General features: G+C 71.4%; 25 protein-coding genes. 14 read left to right on the top strand and 11 right to left on the bottom strand.

The window, feature by feature from the left end:
- Positions 1–134: 134 nt before the first annotated feature.
- Genes ACZ3OF_RS33235 through ACZ3OF_RS33220 form a run of 4 tightly spaced genes read left to right on the top strand, consistent with a single transcriptional unit; the run spans position 135 to position 4,575 of the window.
- Positions 135–3,116 carry a sensor histidine kinase gene (locus ACZ3OF_RS33235; RefSeq protein ID WP_467308534.1) on the top strand — a complete coding sequence of 994 codons (2,982 nt, stop codon included), beginning with the start codon at positions 135–137 and terminating at the stop codon, positions 3,114–3,116.
- Complete coding sequence (locus ACZ3OF_RS33230) at positions 3,113–3,547, top strand: roadblock/LC7 domain-containing protein (RefSeq protein ID WP_361444703.1); 435 nt, start codon at positions 3,113–3,115, stop codon at positions 3,545–3,547. The genes ACZ3OF_RS33235 and ACZ3OF_RS33230 overlap by 4 nt, the downstream gene beginning before the upstream one ends.
- 13 nt (positions 3,548–3,560) lie before the next feature.
- The gene (locus ACZ3OF_RS33225) at positions 3,561–3,977 is read left to right on the top strand and encodes a DUF742 domain-containing protein (protein ID WP_361680802.1); all 417 of its coding nucleotides are present in this window, start codon (positions 3,561–3,563) and stop codon (positions 3,975–3,977) included.
- Positions 3,958–4,575, top strand: coding sequence for a GTP-binding protein (locus ACZ3OF_RS33220; protein WP_361444698.1), 618 nt, complete (start codon positions 3,958–3,960; stop codon positions 4,573–4,575). Before ACZ3OF_RS33225 ends, ACZ3OF_RS33220 begins: the two co-directional genes overlap by 20 nt.
- A gap of 15 nt (positions 4,576–4,590) precedes the next feature.
- On the opposite strand, the gene ACZ3OF_RS33215 is transcribed toward ACZ3OF_RS33220, so the two are convergent.
- Positions 4,591–5,016, bottom strand: a complete 426-nt coding sequence (locus ACZ3OF_RS33215; protein WP_361680799.1) for a PPOX class F420-dependent oxidoreductase — start codon at positions 5,014–5,016, stop codon at positions 4,591–4,593.
- 163 nt (positions 5,017–5,179) lie between these two features.
- Here ACZ3OF_RS33215 and ACZ3OF_RS33210 point away from each other — a divergent pair, with 163 nt between their 5' ends.
- The 3 genes from ACZ3OF_RS33210 (at position 5,180) to ACZ3OF_RS33200 (ending at position 7,650) form a co-directional block, all read left to right on the top strand.
- On the top strand, positions 5,180–5,584 hold the full coding sequence (locus tag ACZ3OF_RS33210) for a roadblock/LC7 domain-containing protein (RefSeq protein ID WP_361608886.1): 405 nt from the start codon (positions 5,180–5,182) through the stop codon (positions 5,582–5,584).
- Between the two features lie 83 nt (positions 5,585–5,667).
- A complete protein-coding gene (locus tag ACZ3OF_RS33205; protein WP_467308530.1) occupies positions 5,668–6,774 on the top strand; it encodes a DUF6397 family protein in 1,107 nt (368 codons plus the stop codon).
- A gap of 162 nt (positions 6,775–6,936) precedes the next feature.
- Positions 6,937–7,650, top strand: coding sequence for a DUF6333 family protein (locus ACZ3OF_RS33200; protein ID WP_467308528.1), 714 nt, complete (start codon positions 6,937–6,939; stop codon positions 7,648–7,650).
- 2,424 nt (positions 7,651–10,074) lie between these two features.
- Here the strand turns inward: ACZ3OF_RS33200 and ACZ3OF_RS33195 are convergent.
- Entirely contained in the window at positions 10,075–10,638 is a 564-nt protein-coding gene (locus tag ACZ3OF_RS33195; RefSeq protein WP_467308526.1) for a DUF4232 domain-containing protein, read from the bottom strand.
- On the opposite strand from ACZ3OF_RS33195, the gene ACZ3OF_RS33190 reads away from it, so the two are divergent.
- Positions 10,637–12,184 carry an ATP-dependent DNA ligase gene (locus ACZ3OF_RS33190; RefSeq protein ID WP_467308524.1) on the top strand — a complete coding sequence of 516 codons (1,548 nt, stop codon included), beginning with the start codon at positions 10,637–10,639 and terminating at the stop codon, positions 12,182–12,184. The genes ACZ3OF_RS33195 and ACZ3OF_RS33190 overlap by 2 nt on opposite strands.
- Before the next feature lie 14 nt (positions 12,185–12,198).
- On the opposite strand, the gene ACZ3OF_RS33185 is transcribed toward ACZ3OF_RS33190, so the two are convergent.
- On the bottom strand, positions 12,199–12,714 hold the full coding sequence (locus tag ACZ3OF_RS33185; protein WP_361681477.1) for a DUF6328 family protein: 516 nt from the start codon (positions 12,712–12,714) through the stop codon (positions 12,199–12,201).
- A gap of 180 nt (positions 12,715–12,894) precedes the next feature.
- Here ACZ3OF_RS33185 and ACZ3OF_RS33180 point away from each other — a divergent pair, with 180 nt between their 5' ends.
- The 4 genes from ACZ3OF_RS33180 to ACZ3OF_RS33165 all read left to right on the top strand — a co-directional run bounded on the left by ACZ3OF_RS33180 (position 12,895) and on the right by ACZ3OF_RS33165 (position 15,722).
- Positions 12,895–13,272, top strand: coding sequence for a hypothetical protein (locus tag ACZ3OF_RS33180; protein WP_361681479.1), 378 nt, complete (start codon positions 12,895–12,897; stop codon positions 13,270–13,272).
- Positions 13,273–13,468: 196 nt separating this feature from the next.
- Positions 13,469–14,263 (top strand): polysaccharide deacetylase family protein, encoded by a 795-nt coding sequence (locus tag ACZ3OF_RS33175; RefSeq protein ID WP_361681482.1) that lies wholly within the window; start codon positions 13,469–13,471, stop codon positions 14,261–14,263.
- A gap of 392 nt (positions 14,264–14,655) precedes the next feature.
- Positions 14,656–15,357, top strand: a complete 702-nt coding sequence (locus ACZ3OF_RS33170; protein WP_361681485.1) for a hypothetical protein — start codon at positions 14,656–14,658, stop codon at positions 15,355–15,357.
- The gene (locus tag ACZ3OF_RS33165) at positions 15,354–15,722 is read left to right on the top strand and encodes a peptidase inhibitor family I36 protein (RefSeq protein ID WP_361681488.1); all 369 of its coding nucleotides are present in this window, start codon (positions 15,354–15,356) and stop codon (positions 15,720–15,722) included. The genes ACZ3OF_RS33170 and ACZ3OF_RS33165 overlap by 4 nt, the downstream gene beginning before the upstream one ends.
- A 49-nt stretch (positions 15,723–15,771) precedes the next feature.
- On the opposite strand, the gene ACZ3OF_RS33160 is transcribed toward ACZ3OF_RS33165, so the two are convergent.
- The 6 genes from ACZ3OF_RS33160 to ACZ3OF_RS33135 form a co-directional block, all read right to left on the bottom strand.
- The gene (locus ACZ3OF_RS33160; RefSeq protein ID WP_467308520.1) at positions 15,772–16,959 is read right to left on the bottom strand and encodes a globin domain-containing protein; all 1,188 of its coding nucleotides are present in this window, start codon (positions 16,957–16,959) and stop codon (positions 15,772–15,774) included.
- Positions 16,960–17,060: 101 nt separating this feature from the next.
- On the bottom strand, positions 17,061–17,513 hold the full coding sequence (locus ACZ3OF_RS33155; RefSeq protein WP_467308518.1) for an RrF2 family transcriptional regulator: 453 nt from the start codon (positions 17,511–17,513) through the stop codon (positions 17,061–17,063).
- 45 nt (positions 17,514–17,558) lie between these two features.
- Complete coding sequence (locus ACZ3OF_RS33150; RefSeq protein WP_361681497.1) at positions 17,559–18,398, bottom strand: hypothetical protein; 840 nt, start codon at positions 18,396–18,398, stop codon at positions 17,559–17,561.
- 95 nt (positions 18,399–18,493) lie between these two features.
- A complete protein-coding gene (locus ACZ3OF_RS33145; RefSeq protein WP_361681500.1) occupies positions 18,494–18,895 on the bottom strand; it encodes an SHOCT domain-containing protein in 402 nt (133 codons plus the stop codon).
- 128 nt (positions 18,896–19,023) lie between these two features.
- Positions 19,024–19,479, bottom strand: a complete 456-nt coding sequence (locus ACZ3OF_RS33140; protein WP_467308516.1) for a peroxiredoxin — start codon at positions 19,477–19,479, stop codon at positions 19,024–19,026.
- Between the two features lie 95 nt (positions 19,480–19,574).
- Positions 19,575–20,144: a PadR family transcriptional regulator gene (locus ACZ3OF_RS33135; RefSeq protein WP_361608916.1), complete on the bottom strand. Its 570-nt coding sequence runs from the start codon at positions 20,142–20,144 to the stop codon at positions 19,575–19,577.
- A gap of 80 nt (positions 20,145–20,224) precedes the next feature.
- Here ACZ3OF_RS33135 and ACZ3OF_RS33130 point away from each other — a divergent pair, with 80 nt between their 5' ends.
- Together ACZ3OF_RS33130 and ACZ3OF_RS33125 are read left to right on the top strand one after the other, a co-directional pair.
- Positions 20,225–20,704 carry a TetR/AcrR family transcriptional regulator gene (locus ACZ3OF_RS33130; RefSeq protein WP_467308513.1) on the top strand — a complete coding sequence of 160 codons (480 nt, stop codon included), beginning with the start codon at positions 20,225–20,227 and terminating at the stop codon, positions 20,702–20,704.
- Between the two features lie 62 nt (positions 20,705–20,766).
- Positions 20,767–21,561, top strand: coding sequence for an ArsR/SmtB family transcription factor (locus tag ACZ3OF_RS33125; RefSeq protein ID WP_361681509.1), 795 nt, complete (start codon positions 20,767–20,769; stop codon positions 21,559–21,561).
- Positions 21,562–21,631: 70 nt separating this feature from the next.
- Here the strand turns inward: ACZ3OF_RS33125 and ACZ3OF_RS33120 are convergent, their stop codons facing one another.
- Both ACZ3OF_RS33120 and ACZ3OF_RS33115 read right to left on the bottom strand, forming a co-directional pair.
- Complete coding sequence (locus ACZ3OF_RS33120; protein ID WP_361681512.1) at positions 21,632–22,345, bottom strand: response regulator transcription factor; 714 nt, start codon at positions 22,343–22,345, stop codon at positions 21,632–21,634.
- Positions 22,342–23,178 (bottom strand): sensor histidine kinase, encoded by an 837-nt coding sequence (locus tag ACZ3OF_RS33115; RefSeq protein ID WP_361681514.1) that lies wholly within the window; start codon positions 23,176–23,178, stop codon positions 22,342–22,344. Before ACZ3OF_RS33115 ends, ACZ3OF_RS33120 begins: the two co-directional genes overlap by 4 nt.
- Positions 23,179–23,310: the final 132 nt, after the last annotated feature.

Raw genomic sequence — 23,310 nt, 5'->3', positions numbered from 1 at the left:
CCATCCCGCTCATGGGCGGACCGTCGCCCTTCCCGCACGGGGCGCGCAGTCGGCCCACCGGGCCCATGGGCGTGCGGGGTCGGCGCGGGGCACGCACATCGCACCAGGACAGACGCAGCCGGAACGAGGAGGCCATGCGAACTCCCCGCAAGACTCAGAACGCCGGGACGACGGCGCCGCCGCCCGCGGCGCGCGGACGGCGCGCGCACGCGGGGCCGCCCGCCGACGAACCACCCGCGCACGCCCCCGAAGCACCACCCGGCGGGGCCGCATCGTCCGGCCCCTCGGCCCCTGCCGCGTTCCCCGCCTCCTTCGCGCGGTCGGCCCCGCGTGGTCGTCGCGGGCTGCGCCCCCGTACCGTCCGCGCGAAGATCGTCTCGCTGCTGATGGTCCCGGTCGTCTCCCTGCTGGCCCTGTGGGGCTTCGCCACGGTCACCACCGCCCAGGACATCTCCCGGCTGCGCCAGCTCCAGCGGGTCGACGCGGAGATCCGCGAACCCGTCGCCGCCGCCGTCACCGCGCTCCAGGCCGAACGCCGAGCCGCCGTACGCCAGGTCGCCGCGCCCGGCACGGGACGGGCCGCCGAGCTCAAGGACCAGGCGCGGCGCACCGACGCCGCCGTCGCCCGGCTCCGCCTCGACGACGAACACACCGTCGGCGACAGGGGAGACCTCCCGCGTGATGTCGCCGACCGGATCGGCCGGTTCGTCACCAAGGCCGAGGGCCTGGGCAGGCTCCGTACCGCCGCCGCGGCCGGCGACGGTGACTGGGACCAGGTGTACACGGAGTACACCGCCGCGATCACCGCCGCCTTCGCCGTCGGCGGCGCCCTGACCGGCATCCAGGACGCCGAGATCGGCGCTGACGCGCGCGTGCTCCTCGAGTTCGGCCGCGCCGGCGAGATGCTCGCCCGCGAGGACGCCCTGCTCGGCTCCGCCCATCTCGCCGGCGAGCTGAGCGCGGACAGGCATCGCCGGTTCACCGGAGCCGTCGAGACGCGCCGCGCGCTCATCGAGTCCGCCACCGCCGACCTGCGCGGCCCCGAGCGCGCGGCCTGGCGGAAGCTCGCCGACCAGCGCGGCTACCAGCAGCTCACCACCGCCGAGGACCGCATCGGAGCCGCCGCGCCAGGCCGTAAGGCGGTCCAGGCCGTGCCCGCCGCCACCTGGGACGACGCCATGGCGGTCGTACGGGGCGGGCTGACGTCCATCGAGAGCGACGCCCGCCGCGCCGCGGCCGACCGCGCGGACCCCTTCGGCGGAGGCGCCTTCACCGCCGGCGGCGCCGCCGTACTGCTCGGCCTCGCCGCCGTCGCCGCCTCCCTCGTGATCTCCGTACGCATCGGTCGCGCCCTGGTCATCGAGCTGATCAGCCTGCGCAACACCGCCCTCGGGATCGCCCGGCGCAAGCTTCCCGGCGCCATGCAGCGGCTGCGGGCCGGCGAGGAGATCGACGTACAGGCCGAGGCCCCGCCGGGCCCCGCCCCGCAGGACGAGATCGGACAGGTGGGAGAGGCCCTCACCACCGTCCACCGGGCCGCGCTCTCCGCCGCCGTGGAACGCGCCGAACTCGCCAGCGGCATCTCCGGCGTCTTCGTCAACCTCGCCCGCCGCAGCCAGGTCCTGGTCCACCGCCAGCTCAATCTGCTCGACAGCATGGAGCGGCGCGCGGACGACCCCAGCGAGCTCGGCGACCTGTTCCGGCTCGACCACCTCACGACCCGCATGCGGCGCCACGCCGAGAGCCTGATCATCCTCTCCGGCGCAGCGCCGGGCCGCGCCTGGCGGATGCCGGTACCTCTGACCAATGTCGTACGCGCCGCCGTGTCCGAGATCGAGGACTACGCGCGCGTGGAGGTGCGCCAGCTCCCGGAGACGTCCGTCATCGGCGGCGCCGTCGCCGACCTCACGCACCTGCTGGCCGAACTCATCGAGAACGCCGCCCAGTTCTCCCCGCCCCACACCAAGGTGCGGATCAGCGGAGAGCCCGTCGGCAACGGCTACGCCCTGGAGATCGAGGACCGGGGCCTCGGCATGGGCAAGGAGACCCTCGCCGAAGCGAACACGAGGATCGCGCAGTCCGAGGCCCTCGACCTGTTCGACAGCGACCGGCTCGGCCTGTTCGTGGTCAGCCGGCTCTCCTCCCGGCACGAGATCAAGGTCCATCTGCGGACCTCTCCGTACGGCGGCACGACCGCGGTCGTCCTGCTCCCCACCGACGTGCTGCAGGGCGCGCTCCCGCCCGGGAGGAGCACCGCGCACGGGCGGACGGGGGAGCCGGCGCGCGGGGACGATCCGCGGGAGTACGCGGTGCACCGGGAGCGTCCGGGCGGCGAGGAGGGGCCCTTCCCGCGCCACCGTGCCCGGCCGCCCGTCTCCGTGGGCTCCGTACCGCCCTCGCCCCAAGCCCAGGCTCTGCCTCCGTCCGGCACCACGCCCTCGTCCCGGTCGTCCCACCCCTCGCCGGAACAGGCCTCCCCGTCCGGTCCCCACACGTCGCCGTCGTCCTCCGCTGCCCAGTCGCCGTCGCAGTCGCCGTCGGAGTCCCAGGCGCCGTCGACGCCGCGGCCGCGTCCGCCCCGCATCCCCGCTCTCGCGGGACAGCAGGAGGCGGCGGGACACGGTTCTCCCGAACAGCCGCCGGCCGGCGTCACCACCCTGCGGCAGCGCGGCCGCTCCGCTGCTTCACCCCCGCAGGCACCACCCGCGACGCCCGCGCCCGGTCCGGCAGCGGCACCCGCCGACGACTCCGGCGACCTGCCCCGACGTGTGCGCCAGGCCAGCCTCGTACCGCAGCTGCGCGAGGCGCCGCCGGCCGACCTGCCGCCGACCCCGACCGTCCAGGGCGCCGACGAGCGGACCCCCGAACAGGTCAGGGACCGGATGACCGCCTACCGCGACGGCTGGGTCCGGGGCGGCGGCCCGGCCCCCGGTACCCGTCGGCCCCTCGGAACCGGCTCCGGCCGCGACTTCGGCCGTGACTCCGGCCCCGGCCGTGACTCCGGCTCCGCCTTCGGGCGCGACTCGCGGTCCGGCTCCGGCCCCGACTTCGGCAACGATCCAGACCACGGCCGCCACCTCGGCCGCGACTTCGGCAGTGAAGGAGACCACGCATGATCGACCACGAGAGGATGTCCCACCACCGCTCCGGTGAACTCGACTGGCTCCTCGACGACCTGGTCCTGAGGGTCCGTGAAGTCCGGCACACGGTCGTGCTGTCCAACGACGGCCTCGCCGTCGGCTCCTCCAACGGACTCAGCCGCGAGGACGCCGAGCATCTGGCCGCCATCGCCTCCGGCTTCAACAGCCTCGCCAAGGGCGCGGGCCGCCAGTTCCACACCGGGGGCGTACGCCAGACGATGGTGGAGATGGACGACGGGTTCCTGTTCGTCGCCGCCGCCGGAGACGGATCCTGCCTCGCCGTCCTCAGCTCCGTTAGCGCCGACATCGGCCTGATCGCCTACGAGATGGCCCGCCTCGTGAAGCGCGTCGGCGAGCATCTGCACACCCCGCCGCGGCTCACCGCGACCCCGCCGGCCGCCGGCTGACCGGAGACACCCCATGAACGAGGACAGTCCCGGCGACGGCAAGGCCCCGCCGGGCAGTCAGTGGTACGACGCGGACGCCGGGCCGCTCGTCCGGCCGTACGCCATGACCGGCGGCCGTACGAAGCCGGGACCGAGCAACGTACGGTTCGACCTCATCGCACTCGTCGTCGTCGACGACAATCCGCCCGGCCGGGCCGAGGAGTCGCTCCTCGGTCCCGAACACCGGGCCCTGCTCACCCTGTGCCGGGCGGAGACGCAATCGGTGGCCGAACTCGCCGCCGACGCAGATCTGCCCGTCGGGGTCGTCCGGGTCCTCCTCGGCGACCTCCTCGAAGCGGGCTTCGTCAGGGTCAGCCGACCCGTACCGCCCGCGCAGCTGCCCGACGAACGGATCCTGAGGGAAGTCATCGATGGCCTACGAGCGCTCTGAGAGCACGGGTGCGGGCGGTGGCGTGGACACCACGGCCCTCGCGTTGAAGATCCTGGTCGCCGGTGGTTTCGGCGTCGGCAAGACCACTCTGGTGGGTGCGGTCAGTGAGATCCGTCCCCTGCGCACAGAGGAACAGCTCAGCCGGGCCGGGGAGTCGGTGGACGACACCGGGGGCGTGGACCAGAAGACCACGACGACGGTCGCCATGGACTTCGGCCGCATCACCATCCGGTCCGGCCTCTCGCTGTACCTCTTCGGTACGCCGGGGCAGGACCGGTTCTGGTTCCTCTGGGACGAGCTCTCCCAGGGCGCGCTCGGGGCCGTCGTCCTCGCCGACACGCGACGGCTCGAGGACTGCTTTCCCGCGGTCGACTACTTCGAGCACCGCAAGATCCCCTTCGTCGTGGCGGTCAACTGCTTCGCCGGCGCCCGGAACTATGGCGCGCACGAGGTCTCGCGTGCGCTGGACCTGGACCGTGGCACTCCGGTGGTGCTGTGCGACGCGCGCGACCGGGACTCGGGCAAGGAGGTGCTGATCCGGCTGGTCGAGTACGCGGGACGCATGCACACGGCGCGGTTGCTCGACTCGGTCGGGTGAGTTCCTCCCTCGGGCTCAGTCGGCGACGCCGCTCTCGGCGGTCACCTTCTCGATCCGTACGCGTACGAGGAGTTCCCCGGGGACCCCGTTGCGGGCGCCGAACTCCTCGGCGCGGTCCTCGCCCATGTACCGGGCGCCGATGCGGGCGGCCCAGCGACGCAGTTCGACCAGGTCCTCGCTGATCTCGGCGCGGCCCCGGAGCGTGACGAAGGCGAACGGCGGCCGGTCGTCGTCGACACAGATCGCCGCCTGCCCGTCGCGGGCCAGGTTGCGGCCCTTGACGGTGAGCTTGCCCGTGTTGAAGACGATGTCGTCGCCGTCGAGCACGAACCAGATCGGGACCACGTGCGGACTCCCGTCGTCGCGCACGGTCGCCAGCTTCCCGGTGCGGGTTCCCTCGGACACGAACGCCCGCCACTGTTCCTGAGTCATCTTCGGCATGCCCCCATGGTGCGCCACCCCGAACACCGCAGCACGCTCGCCACCCCCGGCATCCCCAGGGGTGCTTGCTCTGTCCACGACAGTGCGTAAGGCTTGCCGAGACACGCGGACCGCGGGGACTTCGGGTCGACGGGGACGCCACACACAGGGGGAAGGACCACGCATGGCGCTGGACAAGGAACTGGACTGGCTCCTGGACGACTTGACCCGGCGGGTCGAGTACATACGGCACGCGCTCGTACTGTCCAACGACGGCTTGGTCACGGGAGCGAGCAGCGGACTGGAACGGGAGGACGCCGAGCATCTGGCCGCCGTCTCCTCGGGCCTGCACAGCCTTGCGCGCGGCTCCGGCCGGCACTTCCAGGCCGGGCGCGCGCGGCAGACGATGGTCGAGTTCGACGAGGCCCTGCTCTTTGTTACGGCGGCGGGCGAGGGCAGCTGCCTGTGCGTGCTGAGCGGCGCGGACGCCGACGTCGGCCAGGTGGCGTACGAGATGACGCTGCTGGTCAACCGGGTCGGCGAGCACCTCGGGGTGGCGGCGCGGCAGCCGGGCATCGGCGGCCTCTGAATTATCCACAGGCCGCGCGGGGCTGGGCCGGGCGGAGATACGGTCGTCACCGAGAGTAATCGTCGCTCACGGGGGAGACCGTCATGACAGGAGAAGAAGGCACTCGCGTCGCGTCGGCGCCGGCACAGACGTCGGCACCTGCACCGGCACCTGCACCGACGCTGGCAGCCGCTCCGGCACCGGTACCGACGCTGGCACCGACGCGCGCAGCGCAGGAACTGGAGCTGAGGCGGGACGAGTTCCAGCTCGCCGTCCAGCTGGGCCTGGTGAGGACCGTGCCGGGAACCGCTCCTGGTGCGCCTCGACCACCGCGAGCCGCCGCGCCGGGAGCCGCACCAGGCGTCGCCGGCGTCCGAGGCGGACGGCGCCGGGTGGAGCAGTCGGAGATCGACCGGCTCAGAAGCGCGCCGGACTTCCCGGCCGGACTCCGCGACCGGGTCCGTACGGTCGGCACGGGCGAGGCCGCCGAGTTGCTCGCCGTGCCGCCGGACCGCTTCACCAAGCTCGCCAGGACGGGACACTTCAGCCCGGTGCGGTTCTATCTCAACCGTTACCGCGCGGTGGTCTGGCTCTATCTCGCCGGTGAGCTCGGCGAGTTCGCCCTGACGCATCCCGGGCTGCTCACCGGCAGGCTGCCGAGGGAGATCGGGGAGCGTGTCGACGGCGGCGAGGACCGACGGCCGCGCAACTGGCGGGCGCGTCGCCTGGGGCTCCTGCTCCGGTCGACCGAGGACCCCTGGGCGCGGGCCGCGGCCATCGCCTCGCTCCTCGACCCCGGCCGGTTGTCCGAGGTCGTCGACGACCCGTACGAACGCACCCACCTCGACCGCCTCCGCCCCGAAGCGTCCTCCGGGCGAACGGAGTCGGCGGCCGCCCGTGACATCGTGGACCGACTCATGGTGGCGGACGACCCGGACGAGATCCTCTGGCACCGCATGAGCCTCGCCCTCGCCCTGGACGAGGCCCGAGCGGACCGTCCCGCCCCGCGGCTCGGCACCGCACCCACGCCGGACGCGCCGACGCCCCGCCCATCCCGCACACCCACCCTGGTCCGCCCACCCGGGCGCGGTACGCGCCGCAGTCTGCTCGACCGTCTGAGGCGCCGCAGGGCTGGGGCCGGTGAAGAGGCGGAGGAGGTTGCTCGCGTCGAGGTGCGGTCTGCGAAACTGCCGGTCACCGCCGCGCGTTGACCGCTCCGACCAGCACGTTCGCTTCGTCGCGGACGGTAAGAATCACACGTGCTCGCGGTCCGGCTCGATCCTTGCGGCAGCAATGGCTCCAGCCGGGTCCGAACCGCCGCGACGCGACCTGCCCCGCCCCGCCGCCGTCCTGCCGCACTACGGTGGACGGCTATGACCGACGACAGCATCTGGGACTCCGCGCCCGACGCCTCCATGCTCCGTGACGGCACCTACACCCTCACCGTCATCAACAACCCCTCGCCCCATGCACTTCAGGCTCTTTCCCCGCACGATCCCGCGCGCGCGAGGGAGGTCGTCGCCTCCCTGGCCGCGGTCGCCGGTGTCACCGAGGAACTGGACCCGCAGCACGCCGCCACGGAGCTGGTCCCGCAGGACACCCGCGCCGACCTCGAGCTGGTGCGGGTCGGCTGCTGGGGCCCGGTCACCGAGATCACCGACGCGGCGCTGGCCTTCCGGGACGGGTTCTTCCCTCTGGACGATCAGGCCGCCGCTCTGGCCGAGCGGTTCCCCGGGGCGGCGGTGATCGGGTCGGCCCGTATCAACTTCCCCACCCGCTATGGGGCGTGGGTCCTCCTCCATCCCGCGGGAGCACGTCTGTGGGCGGAGGGATGGTCGGGCGAGGACCCGTGGAACGTGCAGGGGAGCGTCGATGACATCCTCGACGCCTTCCAGGCCCGTACCGCTCTCGACCCCGACTTCGACTTCGACGCCGAGCCCCGGACCATGGACTTCACCGAGGTGGAGGACGCCGTTCTGCGCACGTTGATGCCGGTGGACCGGCGCGAGCGAGTCCTGTCGGTCTTCCGCGTCGCGCGCACACCCGAAGCCGCTGCTCGTCTGGAAGAGACCTGGATGGAAGAGTAACGATCGGGAAACATAAGGGAGTTGGCTGGAAGTAGCCGCCGCGTTCTCGCCTTCGCACTTGCGATGTCCCCTAAGGTTGACGCGTCTCCAGCGCCGCATCCTTCGCCGATCTCAGGAGCCCACGCGGCGCTGTGCAGGGGCTCTTCAGGGGGAGAAAGAACGTGACTGCACAGATACGGCCGCCAGGCCGCACCCGTCGCCTGTGGCCGCGCACCATGCTGGCCCTCGGCGCGGCAACCGCCATCGCCCTGACCGGTCTTCCGGGTGTTCCCGGCTTCCAGGTCGAGGAGGCCGAGGCCAAGCCGAAGCCGCAGCGCTGCGACGAGATGTACCTGGGGCACAAGTACGGCAAGACCCCGGACAACTCCGGTCCGCCGATGTCCGGGGACTACGACCCGTTCCCGGCGGACGAGAACTACACGTACGTCAACCCGGCCAAGGACTTCGACGGCGTTCTCGCTCCCACCGACAAGCAGCGGGAGAGGGCCGGCACGGACTACCGCAAGTGGCAGAAGCTCTGGGAGAAGAACGGCAACCCGGGCGACCGTGTCATGGAGATGTACGCCCGCTACAACGCCCAGTACAACAACGCCACCGGGTACAAGAACTGGGACGACTGGAAGCAGATACGCTGGCTCGCCCCGCACGGCAACCCTCCGCGCGGCTTCGCGTTCATGCAGCGGATGGTCAAGAAGTACAACATGGTCGGCCCGGACTGGTGGTGCGAGGACACCCTCGAATACACCGACGAGAAGGGCAACAAGCAGGAACGCCGCATCGACGCCCGCAACCGGGTCAAGGGCATCAACGTCGAGGCCAAGTCCAACGGTCACATCGAGAACGACCAGTTGAAGGGCGACAAGCAGCTCGCCAAGCAGTACCCGAAGGACAAGTTCCAGTACCTCACCGGGCAGACGACCGAGAAGGGGACCAAGGACAAGGTCGCCGCCTTCAACAAGGAGATGAAGGACGCCCGGGGCACCAGCGAGCGGCAGGCCAACATCGTCGAGCGCCGTTCGAACGCCATCGAGCGCCCGCTGAAGCCGAACGTCTACACCAGCTCCGACCCTCGCTTCAACGCCGACCCGCTCAAGGCCGGACGCTCCTCGATCATGGACCAGGCCCTTCGCTCGGGGAAGACCCCCCAGGAAGCGGCCCGGATGCAGAAGCAGTACGAGGCCAACAACCGGGGCGGCTACTTCAACCGGGGCCCCGGCGGCATCGACTTCTCCAGCATGGAACTCAACTACGTCTCCACGCCCGCCAAGGGCAAGGGGATGCGGTACTCCATGAAGACCACGTACGTCCCCGACGCCCAGGGCAAGCCCGGGTGGGGCGGTGAAGCCCGTCTGAACCTCGCCAACGACGCGTTCTTCACCTGGCTGGCGCTGACCCCCGACAAGTTCTGGGTGAACCTGAACCCGGTGCAGCCCGACGTCATCATGGACAAGGAGTTCGCCAAGACCGACGCCGGCCGCATCCTGCTGGAGGCGGACCTCACGCTCAAGCACGACTACGCCGACGCGATGAACCCCGACAAGTACGAACGCGGGGAGCGCTTCTGGCGCGCCGCGCCGCGTACTCCCGAGGGAGCGCCGTGCCTGCCGATCATCCGGCAGTGGATCACCCCCAAGACGGCGACGGTCCGCGAGCAGGACGGCGGCATCTACATCCTCGACGCGCCGCTGAAGGTCAACATGGAGGTGGCAAGCGGCCCCAACAAGCCGCCGAACACCTGCAGCATCACCGAGGCGCAGTCCAAGCAGGCCGAAGCGCTCATCCGCAGCGAGATCCTGCCGGAGGTGGAGCGCCGCGTGAACGAGGAGGCCGGCTACGCCGACCTGCGCTACGTCTACCGCTCCCGCGTCGCCGCCGAGCACGTCCGCCGCGCCGATGCCGCCCAGCCCACGGACTTCCGCACGGTCATCAACAGCAACGACGTCAAGCGGTGGCCGCTCCGGGGCGAGAACAAGGACTGGGACAAGAAGACCGTCTACGACAAGTACGTCCACTCGTTCAAGAACGGCGACTACAAGTTCGAGCGGGTCTACGACGGCAAGGTCTGGATCCTGTCCATGGGAGGGGTCGACTTCTCCAAGTCCCCCAAGCGCAACATCACACGGACGCAGTTCAACGTCCAGCACCGTGACCTGGACAGGACCACGAAGACCTCCCTGCAGACCGAGACCACGCACCGCGGTTCCGAAGAGGTCTTCCTCGGCTCCTCGGGTGAACGGGACGGCGGCGGCAGCGATCCCACGCCGACACCCACGCCGACGGACCCCGGCAAGCCCAGCGGGCAGCCGACGACCCCGGCACCCGATCCCTCCACGCCCGGAGGCGGCGACCACAGCACGCCGCCGGCGACGAAGGACCCCGAGGGCGACCTCGCCGACACCGGCAGCAGCACCCCCGTCGGCATGATCATGGGCATCGCGGCGGTCCTCGCCGCGGCCGGCGCGTCGGCGGTCCTGGTAGCCGATGGACAGCGCCTCCACCGACCGTCCTCCCGCTGCCTCGGAAGAGGAACACGCCCGCGTACGCCTTCTCCTTCGGCCCGATGGCGGCGATCGGCCGGTGCCCGGACCCCATCACGTCGATCGGCCCCTCGATCTCGGCGCCGAAGCCGACGTACGGGTAGTGGTAGAGGGTGCAGGCCTTCCCGCTGATGTTGCGGGCCGTGATGAGGACGTTCTGCCCCGAGTCCTGGCGCCAGAACGACGTGGTGATCGAGAGGTCGTTGTCGTTGCAGGCCGCGGCGGTGGCCCTGCCGCCGCCGTCGGGAGTGATCGGGCTCTTGCCGTTGTCCGTGCCGCCGGACTCGCGGGCCGTGGCCGAAAGAGCGCGGTGATGGCCGCGACCCCCAGGACGTAGGTTCTCCAACTGTTCCGGACAGTGCGCATGGTGGCCCCCGAGGGCACGCCCCCACCCCTCCCGTGCCGCGTCCGACGTGCGGCTCCCGGCCTCGCCGAGGGAGGATGGGCGCATGCTTCTGGCACGACTCGCCGACGCGTCCCAGCAGGTCGCCGCCACCTCCGCCCGTTCGCGGAAGATCGCGGTCCTGGCCGAGCTGTTCTCGGAGGCCGTGCCCGAGGAGAGCCCGCTCGTGATCGCCTATCTCTCCGGCAGGCTCCCGCAGGGGCGTATCGGCGTCGGCTGGAGCGTGCTCAAGAACGCGATCCCGCCCGCCGTTCCGCCGGCGGAGCACCCCACCCTCACCCTCGCCAGCACCGATGCCGCGATGACCGAGCTCGCCGCCGTCTCCGGTGCCGGGTCGCAGACCGAGCGGGCCCGCCTCGTCCACCGGCTGATGGCCGCCGCCACCGTGGAGGAGCAGGAGTTCCTGATCCGGTTGCTCTCCGGGGAGGTACGGCAGGGAGCCCTCGACGCCATCGCCCTCGAAGGGGTCGCGCGGGCCGCCACCGTGCCCTCGGCGGAACTCCGCCGGGCCGTGATGCTGGAAGGTTCGCTGCTCCGTGTCGCCCAGGCCGTGCTCGCCGACGGGCCCGCCGCCCTCGACAGCTTCGCGCTGAGGGTGGGCGTCCCCGTTCAGCCGATGCTCGCCCACACGGCCGGTTCGGTCACCGAGGCCATCGCGGGTCTCGGGCGGTGCGCCGTCGAGGAGAAGCTCGACGGCATCCGTATCCAGGTCCATCGCCGCGGCGACGAGGTCAGGGTGTTCACCCGCTCGCTGGACGACATCACCGGCCGGCTGCCCGAAGTCGTCGCCGTCGCCCGGGAGACGGCCGCCGACCCGTTCATCCTGGACGGTGAGGTCATCGCCCTCGACCCCGCAACCCGTCGGCCGCTGGCCTTCCAGGACATCGCATCCCGGGTCGGCTCCCGGGTCGACGTCGCCACCGCCAGCGCGACGCTGCCCCTGTCACCCGTCTTCTTCGACGTGCTCGCCGCTGACGGAGAGGTCCTCATCGACCGGCCGGGCCAGGAGCGCCACGCCGCCCTGGTCCGCCTGCTTCCCGAGCACCGGCGGGTCCGCCGCTTCGTCGTCGACGACCCCGGCGCGCCCGAACAGGTGGAGGCGGCGGAGCGGTTCTTCACCGACACCCTGTCCCGGGGGCACGAAGGAGCACTGGTCAAAGCACTGGACGCGCCCTATGTGGCCGGCCGGCGCGGTCGCACCTGGCTCAAGGTCAAACCGGTGCACACGCTCGACCTCGTCGTCCTCGCCGCCGAATGGGGCCACGGTCGCCGGACCGGGCTGCTCTCCAACCTCCACCTGGGCGCCAGGGCCACCGACGGCACCTTCGTGATGCTCGGCAAGACGTTCAAGGGCCTCACCGACGCGATGCTGCGCTGGCAGACCGAGAAGCTCGGCGAACTCGCGGTGGACGACGACGGCTTCACCGTACGCGTACGGCCCGAGCTCGTCGTCGAGATCGCGTACGACGGCATCCAGCGCTCCACCCGTTACCCCGCCGGGGTCACGTTGCGCTTCGCCCGCGTCGTGCGGCACCGGCCGGACAAGCCGGCCTCCGAGGCGGACACCGTCGAGCGGGTCGTCGCCGGAGCATGACCGTGGGGGCTCGCTCAGTCTCCGCTGGTGTAGCGGTTCCGGACCCAGAGCGGCAGCGCGTACCAACACAGCAGGTACCAGGCGACGAGACCCGTGACCAGCCACGGCACGTAGTCGTCGTCCGTCGCCACCCGCAGGACGAGCAGCAGCGCCGAGGTCAGCGTCGCGAGCAGCAGCACAAGCCCGAGGAACGTCAGCCGTGAAGCCCAGGCCACCGTCTGGGGCTTGATCCGTCGGCCTGCCACGATGCGGTGGAAGGACACCGGCCCTATCAGCGCACCCGTCGCCGCCGCGCCCAGCGAGACCGTGACCACGTAGATGGTCCGGTCGGTGTCCGACAGGTCGGAGAACCGCGGGGCGAAGACGACGGTGAGCAGGAAGCCGAACAGGATCTGCACGCCCGTCTGGGCGACCCTGATCTCCTGCATCAACTCCCCCCAGCGCCGGTCCGCGCGCTCCTCCGGCGTCTCGTTGCGCCCACGGGTGAGATCACCGGCGTCCGTCTGTTCCTGGACTGGTCGAGTGGACACGGAACCTCCTGTTGTCGTCCCCTTCTTCGCGGGTAACCGCAGGGAGCCGCTTCAATCCCGCGTCGCCCGAGCCAGGGGGCGGCCGCACCCGCCCAGGGTGCACGGGAACGTCGCGGGACGCTCCGGCGCGAGGGATGCTGGAAGCGTGGCAGGACGACAGGAACGCCTGGCAGCGAGGAGATGAGCGACGTGTACGACACGCACATCGACACGGATGTCACCGTGCAGCTGAGCGATTGCGACCGGGAGGACGCCAAGGCGGTCTTCGATGTCCTCGATCATGTCTACAGGCTCGAGGACATGAGCGCGCCCGGCCCGAAGGCGGCCACCGCGCCCGCCCCCACCGTCTGGATGGCGACGTTCGACACCGCCGGCGGGCGTCGGGAGGAGGCCCGCCCCGTACCTCTCACCGGGATGGTCGGCGCGCTTCTGACCGGTGGGTACCAGGCGGTCGACGAGGTGGAGAAGACCCTCGCCGCCACCTTCGACGTGCAGTCGCTGCAGTCCGTCTCGGGCGACCAGGAGACCGAGGCCCGGATGCTGCTCGCATCCCGCTGACCCGGCCGGCCTCGCCGGCCCACTGAACACCCCGGGCGGAGCGGACGGGCGCCGCCCGGGGCTCACGTCTGCCCCGACCCCCCTATGCATCGCGTGTATACACCGTATGTAGAGTGCTTCGTACGTCACGACGCGGCGCCCCTGACCAGGCGCGCGTCGCCATTCGAAGCCATCTACGGGGAAAGCGGGTTGCAGCATGTTCCGAACCGATACGGGGAAGCGCCGGGGATCGGCCGTCGCCCTTCTGGCGGCGGCCTCTCTCATGCTCGCGCTCACCGGCTGCGGGGTCGACCCGGTCACCCCGGCCGACGCCAGGGGCAAGGCCGCCGGTTCGGACGACAAGCGGGGTGCGCAGGGGGCTGCCGGTTCGGCAGCGCCGGTCGACTGTGCCCGGACGAAGTGCATAGCCCTGACCTTCGACGCGGGCCCCGGCAAGGACACGCCTCACCTCCTCGACGTGCTCAAGGAGAAGAAGGTCCCCGCCACGTTCTTCCTGCTCGGCAAGAAGCACGTCGACCGCTACCCCGAGGTGGTCAAGCGCATCGCGGACGAGGGGCACGAGGTCGCGAACCACACGTGGACCCACCGCATCCTGACCGATCTGGAGGCCGACGAGGTGCGGGACGAGCTGTCCCGCACCCAGGACGCCATAGAGAAGATCACCGGCAGTCGCCCCACCCTCATGCGGCCCCCGCAGGGGCGGACCGACGACACGGTCTCCGAGGTGAGCCGCGACCTCGGCCTGGCGCAGATCCTGTGGAGCGTCACGGCCAAGGACTACTCCACGACCGATTCGGAGCTCATACGGAAGCGGGTGCTCGAAGGAGCGCAGGGCGACGGGATCATCCTGCTGCACGACATCTACGACGGGACCGTCCCCGCCGTGCCGGGCATCATCGACGAGCTCAAGGAGCGGGGCTTCACCTTCGTGACGGTTCCGCAGCTCCTCGCGCCCGGCAAGGCCGAACCGGGGGCCGTCTACCGTCCGTGATGTGAGACGCACGAGCGGTTAAAACGGGGTGAGGTGTCTCACATCGGACAGCCTGGGCGCCGCAGAACTCGTCTTGAAGGTTTATCGTTCATCAATGTGTGACGGCGAAGGGGCCCGGTCCCCAGGTCCCCCCCTTGTGGTGACCGCTCTTCGTTGTCGCGGCAATCGGCCCCGGTTGGAATCCCCCGTCCAACCGGGGCTTTGTCGTTCCCCGGGCCGTGCTCGTGACCGTTTCGCAGGTGCGGGCCGGACGTGAGCGGCGCGCACTCCGGCGCGTTCAACCCCTTCGAGTGACTCCTCGCATGCCCTTTCCGTGGCCGGGCAGTGATCGTCACGGGCTGTGACTGACCCGTCACCGGCCTGCTGGCCAGGGACGTCACGAGGGGGCCGCCATGCCGAACGCGACCGCGCACATCCGCCGCGCCGTCGGCACCCTCGCTGCCGGGCTCCTGCTAGCGGGATGCGTCACGACCGAATCCCGTCCGGCCGTCCCGCCGACGCCGCAGGCGCAGGCCGAGCTGCTCAGGACCGTGGAGCGCACCCTCGTCGACCGCTGTCTCGACGCCCGGGGACTCACTCTCGCCCGGCGGCCGGACACCCCCGAGGAGGACCGGCGCCTCCAGGGGGCGCTCTTCGGTACCGGCCCCCGCGAACTGTCACTCACCCTGGCCACCGGTCACACGGTCACCGCCCACACCGACGGCTGCCTCGCCTCCGCCCGGCAGACCCTGTACGGAGACCAGAGGCGCTGGTTCCGTGCGCAGGTGACCGTCGACAACCTGCGCGCCGAGGCCCAGAACCGGATGAAGGACGACCCCGCCCACCGGGCCGCCCTCGCCCGCTGGAACCGCTGCGCGACCCCCTCCGGCCATCCGCCCGCCGAACGCCCCGACCCCGCGGTCGTCACCCGCTGCGACACGGAGAGCGGACTGGCCGACGTGCGGGCGCGGCTGGAACCCGCCGAGCTGGCGACAGTGCGCGTCCTGCGCGCCGACCAGCTCACCACCTACCAGCAGCTGCGCACCCGCGCACTGCGGCGGGCAGCCGAGCTGTCCGCACCCCTCACCGCACAGGAAGGCAACAACGCTTCATGAAGCGCATCCTCACCACTGCCGCCGCCCTGCTCGCTCTCACCGGCGGACTCGCCCTGACCGCACCCGCCCAGGCGGCGGACTGTCCGAGTGGCGAGTTCTGCACCTGGCAGGAAGCCAACTTCGGCGGCCAGCGCGCCAACTGGAGCGGCGACGACGGCTGGTGGGAGAGCTGGATCGCCGACACCGACTCCTCCTGGGCCAACCACGGCATCTCGGGACCGGGCATCAAGGACCACGTCCGGGTCTACGAAAGCGCTCATCAGGGCGGCGCGATGACGATCTGCCTGACCCCCGGACAGGAGGTCGGCTACAACGGCGTCGCCAACGACCGAGGCGACTCCCACACCTGGGCGATGAGCTGCTGAGCCGTCCTTCCTCCGTGACCCGCTCCCGCACCTTCCCGGTGCGGGGCGGTCAGTTCTCGGCGCCGAGCCACAGGTCCGGGCCGAAGACCTCGTAATGGACGGCCGAGGCGGCGACGCCGCCCGCCAGGAGGTCTCCGCGTACCTGACGCATGAATGGCAGCGGGCCGCAGAGGTACGCCGTCACGCCCGCGGGCAGGTCGAGCGTGCTCACGTCCGCGCGTCCCAGGCGCGCGTCCGCAGTCCCAGGCTGTTCGTACCAGAGGTGCAGGGTGCCGTTCGGCAGTGCGCCGACCAGTCGGCGCAGCTCCTCGCGGTGCGCGTGGTCCGCGGGGGAGCGGTCGGCGTGCACGACGGTGACCGAGCGGCGCGAGTCGCTGGTGGCGAGGTGGTCGAGCATGGCCAGCATCGGGGTGCTGCCGATTCCCGCGGAGGCGAGGAGCAGTGGACCCTCGCCCTCGGGCAGGACGAGGTCTCCGAACGGCGCGGACACCTCGACGGTGTCGCCCACGCACGCGTGCTCGTGCAGCCAGGTCGACACCTCGCCTGCGGGGTCGCCGGTCACCCGCTTCACCGTGATCCGCCACTGAGGGCGGCCCGGCGCGGCGGAGAGGCTGTACTGGCGGATCTGCCGGGCACCGTCGGGCAGATCCACGCGCACGCTCACGTACTGCCCCGGCCGGAACGGCCCCGTCGGACGTCCGTCGGTGTGGCGCAGTGCGAAGCAGGCCGTGTCGGCCGTCTCCTGGTGCCGTTCGACGATCTCCATCGGCCGGCGGACATCGCCCTCCGCGACCCCCTCCTCCGCGTAGAGCCGGGCCTCCAGTGCGATGAGGGCGTTGGCCATCAGCCAGTAGACCTCGTCCCAGGCCTGGGCGACCTCCGGTGTGACGGCCTCGCCGAGCACATCGACGATCGCGGCGAAGAGGTGCTCGTGGACGACCTTGTACTGGTCGGACGTGACGCCCAGTGAGGCGTGCTTGTGGGCGATACGGGAGAGCGTGACGTCCGGACGGGTGTCCGGGCTCGCCAGGAGCGCCCCGGCGAAGGCGGCGATCGAGCCGGCCAGGGCGCGCCGCTGATCGCCGTTGGCCTGGTTGCCGCGGTTGAAGAGGTCGCGCAGCAGCTCGGGCCGGGCCGCGAACATCCCGGCGTAGAAACGCTCGGTGATCTCGTCGAGCGCGGCTCCGACGGCGGGGAGGGTGGCGCGGACGACGGGGGTGGCCTGCTCGGACAGCATCGGGGCTCATAATCTGGTAGATGATCTACGTATTTAAAATCGTGAGGGGAGTGGTAGTGGGGGATGGGGGTGAAGCCTCTTGGAGGGAGTGAGGGGGGTTCTCAGGCGCCGTGCCGGATGCCCAGCGACACGAGTACCGGGCCCGTGGGTGACTCGACCAGGTCCGCCACGGTCAGCGGATCGAGTGTCGCGTAGAACGCCTCCTGCGCCTGGCGCAGCGCGCCGCGCAGCCGGCAGGCCGCACGCAGCGGGCAGGGGGTCTCGCCCTCGCAGTCGACGACCTCTTCCTCGCCCTCCAGTGTCCGGACCAGCCACCCCACCGAGGCGCGTCGCCCGGTCTCGGTCAGGACGAGGCCGCCGCCGCGTCCGCGCCGCGCCTCGACGACGCCGAGGTGCTGGAGCCGTGTCACGACCTTCGCCATATGGGCGTAGGGCACGGCCATCACCTCGGCCACCTCGCGCGTGGTGACCGCGGGCTCCTGGCCGGGTGTTCCCGGGACCGCCAGACGCATCACGGCACGCAGCGCCAGGTCGGTGAATTTCGTCAACCGCACACCGGGACCGTATCAAATAGGTATGTCGGAGGCTGATTAAGGGGGTCAGTGGGAGCGGCGCTTCGAGTGGTGGCTCCAGAGCCACATGCCACCCACCACCACGGGAGCGGCCACCAGGACGAGGGCGAGCAGCGGCCACCGGCCGCCGCCGAGCTCATGGTCCGTGAGGAGGACCAGGGCCGCAGCCACCACCGGGACGACGATCGACGCCAGCGCCCGCAGCGCGGACGCCACCATCTCCGGCTGGAGACGGCCGGTGCGGGGTGGACGCGGGTCACGGGTGCCGAAGTAGAAGACGGTGGCCCGATCCATCAGTCGGGTGGTGGCGCGGTGGTACGAGACACCCATGTACGGCAACCACACCAGCGGCGCCACGAGACCGGTCAGGAACACCAGGCCCAGGAGCGCCCACTGGCCGAGCCGGGCGAGCCTGCCCCGACCGCCGTCGTCCGGTGTGAGGATGCCGAGGAGGCGGGCCATCCGCATCGTCAGGTTCCAGAGTGAGGCGATCCGGCCCGGGCGGGGCCGCGTGTCGTCGGCGGGTGCAGGCCGGGCGCGCAGGCCGGCCTCGGCGGCCGCCGTGTCCGCGTACACCCCCTGCAGGACCAGAAGTTCGGCGGCGCGTTCGCGGACGGTGGTGTCCCGACCGTCCAAGCCTGCCAGTTCGAGGATCGACCGCGCCTGGATCAGCAGCGCGCCGCAGAACGCGACGGGGATCAGCACGATGAACGGCCCGCCCACGAACGCCCCTTCGGCGGTCACTGCCCGCCGGGTACGCGCCGCGACCAGGGCCCGGAGTTCGGCGGGAGTCGCCTCCGGACGCTCCAGGCGCAGCCGCTCCACGGCACGGCCGGCCGACGGGCCCATGTGCCGCAGGGCGAACATCGCCAGCAGCTCCGGCAGTCGGCCCGGCTCGGCCCATACCTCCCGCAGCAGCGAGCCGGAGGGAACGGGAGCCGCTGTGTCGGCGGCGCCGTTCCTCAGGACAGGACCTTGGCCTTCGCCCTCTCGAACTCCTCGTTCGTGATGGCGCCCTTGTCCTTGAGCTCCACCAGCCGGGCGAGTTCGTCCACGCTGCTGCCCGTGCCTTCGCCGCCCGTACCCGCGGCCTTGCGGATGTACTGCTGGAAGGCGGCCTCGTTCTCCTTGGCCTGCTTCACGTCCCGGCGGCTCATGCCCTTGCCGCGCGCGATCACGTAGATCAGCACGCCGAGGTAGGGGAGGAGGATGCAGAAGATCAGCCAGCCGGCCTTGGCCCAGCCGTTCAGCTCATGGTCCCGGAAGATGTCGGTGATGACCTTGAACAACAGGAACAGCCACATGATCCAGAGGAAGAACCAGAGCATGGTCCAGAAGACGTTGAGGAGGGGGTAGTCGTCCATTCCTGCGCTCCGTTCCGGCGGCGGCCGCAGTCGGCCGCGCGTAAGAGCGAGTGTCGCCCACCCCCTGTCGGCTCGCATGTCGAGGCGTCTGGATCATGGAGCGTGGATATCGGATATCGGATCCACGATCAGGCCGTGCGCGCCCTCAGCGCTGCCAGGGCGCGGTCCGCGTGCGCGCTCATCCGCAGCTCACTGCGGACCACCTCGAGGATCCGCCGGTTCTCGTCTATGACGAACGTGACCCGCTTGGTCGGTGCGAGCGAGAAGCCCCGCTTCACCCCGAACCGGTCGCGGATCGAGCCCTCCGGATCCGAGAGCAGCGGATAGCCGAGCGAGTGGCGGTCGGCGAACTCCTGCTGTCGCTCGACGGCATCGGCGCTGATGCCGACGGGGCGCGCTCCCGCCGCCCGGAACTCGGCGGCCAGGTCACGGAAGTGGCAGGCCTCGGCCGTGCACCCGGCGGTCATGGCCGCCGGGTAGAAGAAGAGGACGATGGGCCCGTCCGCGACGAGATCGACCAGCGATCGGGGCTTCCCCGTCTCGTCCGGAAGAGTGAAGTCCTCGACGATGTCACCGACGTTCATCCGGCCCACCCCTTGTCTCCGACCGGCCCGTCCGGTCGTCGACGGGTGACGCTACCGCAGGGTAGGAACGCGCGTCACCGGTGGGCCGCCCCGCCTCAGGCCCGCTGGCGGGCCGCGAGCCGCCGGTCCAGGATCGCCAGCACCTGCTCGCCCCAGCGCAGGTTCTCCTCTTCGAGATACCGGCCGCGCATCAGCGTGAGATACGGCCCGATCCGCTCGGCCTCGCGCAGGTACGTGGCCTCGTCACGGCCGGCGAGCATCCACTCCCGCAGCCGCTCCCAGCGGGCGAGTTTGCCCCGCGCCCACTCCATCCGCTCCTGGACGAAGCCGCGCACCGCTTCGGTGTCGCCCTCGTCGCACGCCTGAACCTGGACCATCAGCTCGTCGCGGATGGCGGTCGGGCGCGGCGGCTGGGCCGTGTACGCCATGAGATCCTGCCGGCCCGCGTCGGTGAGGGAGAACATGCGCTTGTTGGGGCGCCGTTCCTGCTCCACGACACGGGCGGCGATCAGACCGGCCTCGGAGAGCCGGTCGAGCTCGCGGTAGAGCTGCTGCGGCGTGGCGGCCCAGAAGTTGGCCACGGACACGTCGAAGATCTTGGCCAGGTCGTATCCGGACGCCTCGCCCTCCAGGAGGGCTGCGAGGACCGCGTGCTTCAGGGACATCCGGACACGCTAGCAGCACCGTTGATCAGGTGGTTTCGCACCTATTCAACAGATTGTCCCCGCGGTGGCCTCTGGGAGGTGTGCGGGGTCCAGTCGGCGTCACGTCCGCGTACCACCGCACCCGTTCGGCCCTGCTGACCGCACTGGTCCGGCGCCTGGTCGAGCTCGACCAGGCCGAGCCGCGGGCGCCGGGGGAGCGCGTCGGCGAGCTGCGCTCCGCCGCCGAACTGGCAGGCGCGGTCGCGGCGCTCGTCGCCGCGCGGCTCTCCGGGGAGGGCAGGCGCCGTTCCCTCGCCCGCTACGCCTGCACCGTCGAGAGCGTGCGGGACCCCGAACTCCGCGAAATCCTGGTTCCAAGGGAGAACCCGGGGCGAGACGCGGTCCGCCGCTTCCTCGCCGCCCAAGGGGTCGAGGACCCCGAGGGACGCATGCTCGCGCTGCTCGCGTGTGTGGACGGGCTCGTGCTCGACCGGGTGGTGCGAGGCGGAGGCGTCTCCGCGGAGGAGGTGCAAGGCCTGGTGGTGGCGGCCCTGCGGCCCGTCGGCGCGGTCGGTCGTTGACATGCAGCCAAGTGGCTGCCTATCCTGGATGCAGTCAAACGGCTGCATGTTGAGGTGGGGCGATGGACGAGGTGTTCAAGGCGCTGGCCGATGCCAGTCGGCGACGGCTGCTCGACAGCCTGAACGCCCGCAACGGCCAGACCCTGCGTGAACTCTGCGCGGGTCTGGACATGGCACGGCAGTCCGTCAGTAAGCATCTGGCGCTCCTGGAGGCGGCGGGGCTGGTGGTCACGGTGCGGCGCGGGCGGGAGAAGCTGCACTACCTGAACGCCGCTCCGATCCACGCCATCGGGGACCGCTGGATCAGCCGGTACGCCCGCGAGCGCGTCACCGCGCTCGCCGACCTGAAGTCAGCATTGGAGCAGAACCCGATGGACAGCAACGCGTTCGTCTACACCACCTACATCCGCACCACGCCCGAGCAGCTCTGGCAGGCCCTGACCGACCCTGACTTCACCCGGCGCTACTGGGGTGTCGCCTTCGAGACGACCTGGACCGCGGGATCCGCCATGGTCTGGGACGAGGGCGGCCGGAAGACGAGCGACCCCGAGCAGGTCGTTCTCGCGGCCGAGCCCGGCCGCCGTCTCTCCTACACCTGGCACACCTTCACGCCCGCGTGGGCCGAAGCGGTCGGGATCGGCGACGAGGTGTACGCACAGCTCGCGAAGGAGCGCCGCTCGAAGGTGACCTTCGACATCGAGCCGGCCGGGGACATGGTCAAGCTCACCGTCGTCCACGACGACCTGGAGCCCGACGGCACGATGCGCGGCATGATCGGCGAGGGCTGGCCGGCCATGATCTCCAGCCTCAAGTCCCTGCTGGAGACGGGCGAGGAGCTGCCGGAGCCGCCGCGCTGACACGGCCGGGACGACGCAACGGGCCCGGGCCGGGCGAGCCCCGGGCCCCGGCCCCGCCGCTTCCGGCCGCTCATGCCTCCGTCGAGCCGCCCGGTGTGACCAGACCCGTCTCGTACGCGAGCACCACCGCCTGCGCCCGGTCGCGCAGCGCCAACTTGGCGAAGATCCGGGCCACATGGGTCTTCACGGTCGCCTCGCTCAGCGTCAGCACCTCGGCCAGTTCCGTGTTGGAGAGCCCCCGGCCCAGCAGCGTGAGCACCTCCCGCTCCCGGGGCGTGAGCGCCGCCAGATCGCGGTGGACCGCCGTCCCGGCGCCGGCGTCCGGAGCGCGATCGCCGCCCGCGAACCGCTCGACCAGACGACGGGTGATCGACGGTGCGAGCAGCGCGTCGCCCGTGTCCACCAGCCGTACGGACGCGGCGAGATGCTCCGGCGTCACGTCCTTCAGCAGAAACCCGCTCGCGCCCAGGGCCAGCGCCGCGTACACGTACCGATCGAGGTCGAAGGTCGTCAGCATCAGCACCTTGCAGCTCGGCGACTCCGCCAGGATGCGCCGAGCGGCCTCCAGCCCGTCCGTACCCGGCATTCGGATGTCCATCAGGACCACGTCCGGGCGCAACCGCCGGGCCTCCGCCACCGCCTCGGCCCCGTCCGAGGCCTCCCCGACGACCTCGATGCCGCGCGATGCCAGGATCAGTCGGAATCCGGTACGGATCAGAGCCTGGTCGTCGGCGATCAACACGCGAGGCGCCCCGGGGAGCAGTGTCGCGCCGGCGGCCGTCATGCGCCGTCCACCGGGATCCGGGCCCGGACGCGGTAGCCGCCGCCCAGGCGCCGCCGGGCGTCCAACTCCCCGCCGTACACCGCGACCCGCTCGCGCAGCCCGATCAGCCCCCGGCCCGCCCCCGCGTGGTCACGGAGCGACAGCTTCGGCGCGGCGCTGCCGGTCAGAACGCTCGGACCGCTGTTGAGCACCTCCACCCGCACATAGCGCTCCCCGTACCGCACCGACACCTCCGCCTTCTCCCCGTCCCCGTGCCTGAGCGCGTTCGTCAGCGCCTCCTGCACGATCCGGTACGCCGTCACATCCACGCCCGTCGGCAACGACTGCGGCTCGCCCGAGATCCGTACCTCGACCGGCAGCCCGGCGAAGGCGATCCGGTCGACCAGCGGACCGAGCCTGCCGAGACCCGGCTGCGGGGCGAGGTCCGCCGTGTACGGCTCGTCCCCGCCGCTCTGCGAGGGCGCGAGCAGCCCCAGCAGATGACGCAGCTCGGTCATCGTGTCCCGACCCGCCGACTCGACGGCCTCGATCGCCGTCGCCGCCTCCTCCGGCAGCGTGGCCAGCACCTCGCGGGCCGCCCCCGCCTGCACCACCATCAGCGCCACGTTGTGGCTGACGATGTCGTGCAACTCGCGGGCGATCCGGGCACGTTCGTCCTCCACCGCGATCCGGGCCGCGCTCTCCCGCTCCCGTTCGAGCAGCAGGCGCCGCTCCTCCAGCGTCCTGCGCTGCAGCCGCCGGCACCGTACGAGCGCCACCGCGAGCCATGCCGCGACGGCCCCGAGCCCCACCACCACACCTGTCGCCCACCAGCCCACCCACGATCCACCCACGTGTTCACCCTCGCAGAACGCCAGGTCATCCGCATCATCACCGGGATGCAGCCGCGTACATCCCGAGGATGACAGGGCCGCGTGGATACCTCGGGGGAGTGATGCGACGCCCCGCCCCGGATCGTAGTTTTC

Source organism: Streptomyces sp. NPDC022552, assembly GCF_055561875.1.
Note: the sequence above shows the minus strand (reverse complement) of the source record. Positions and strands in the feature narration are given on the sequence as shown.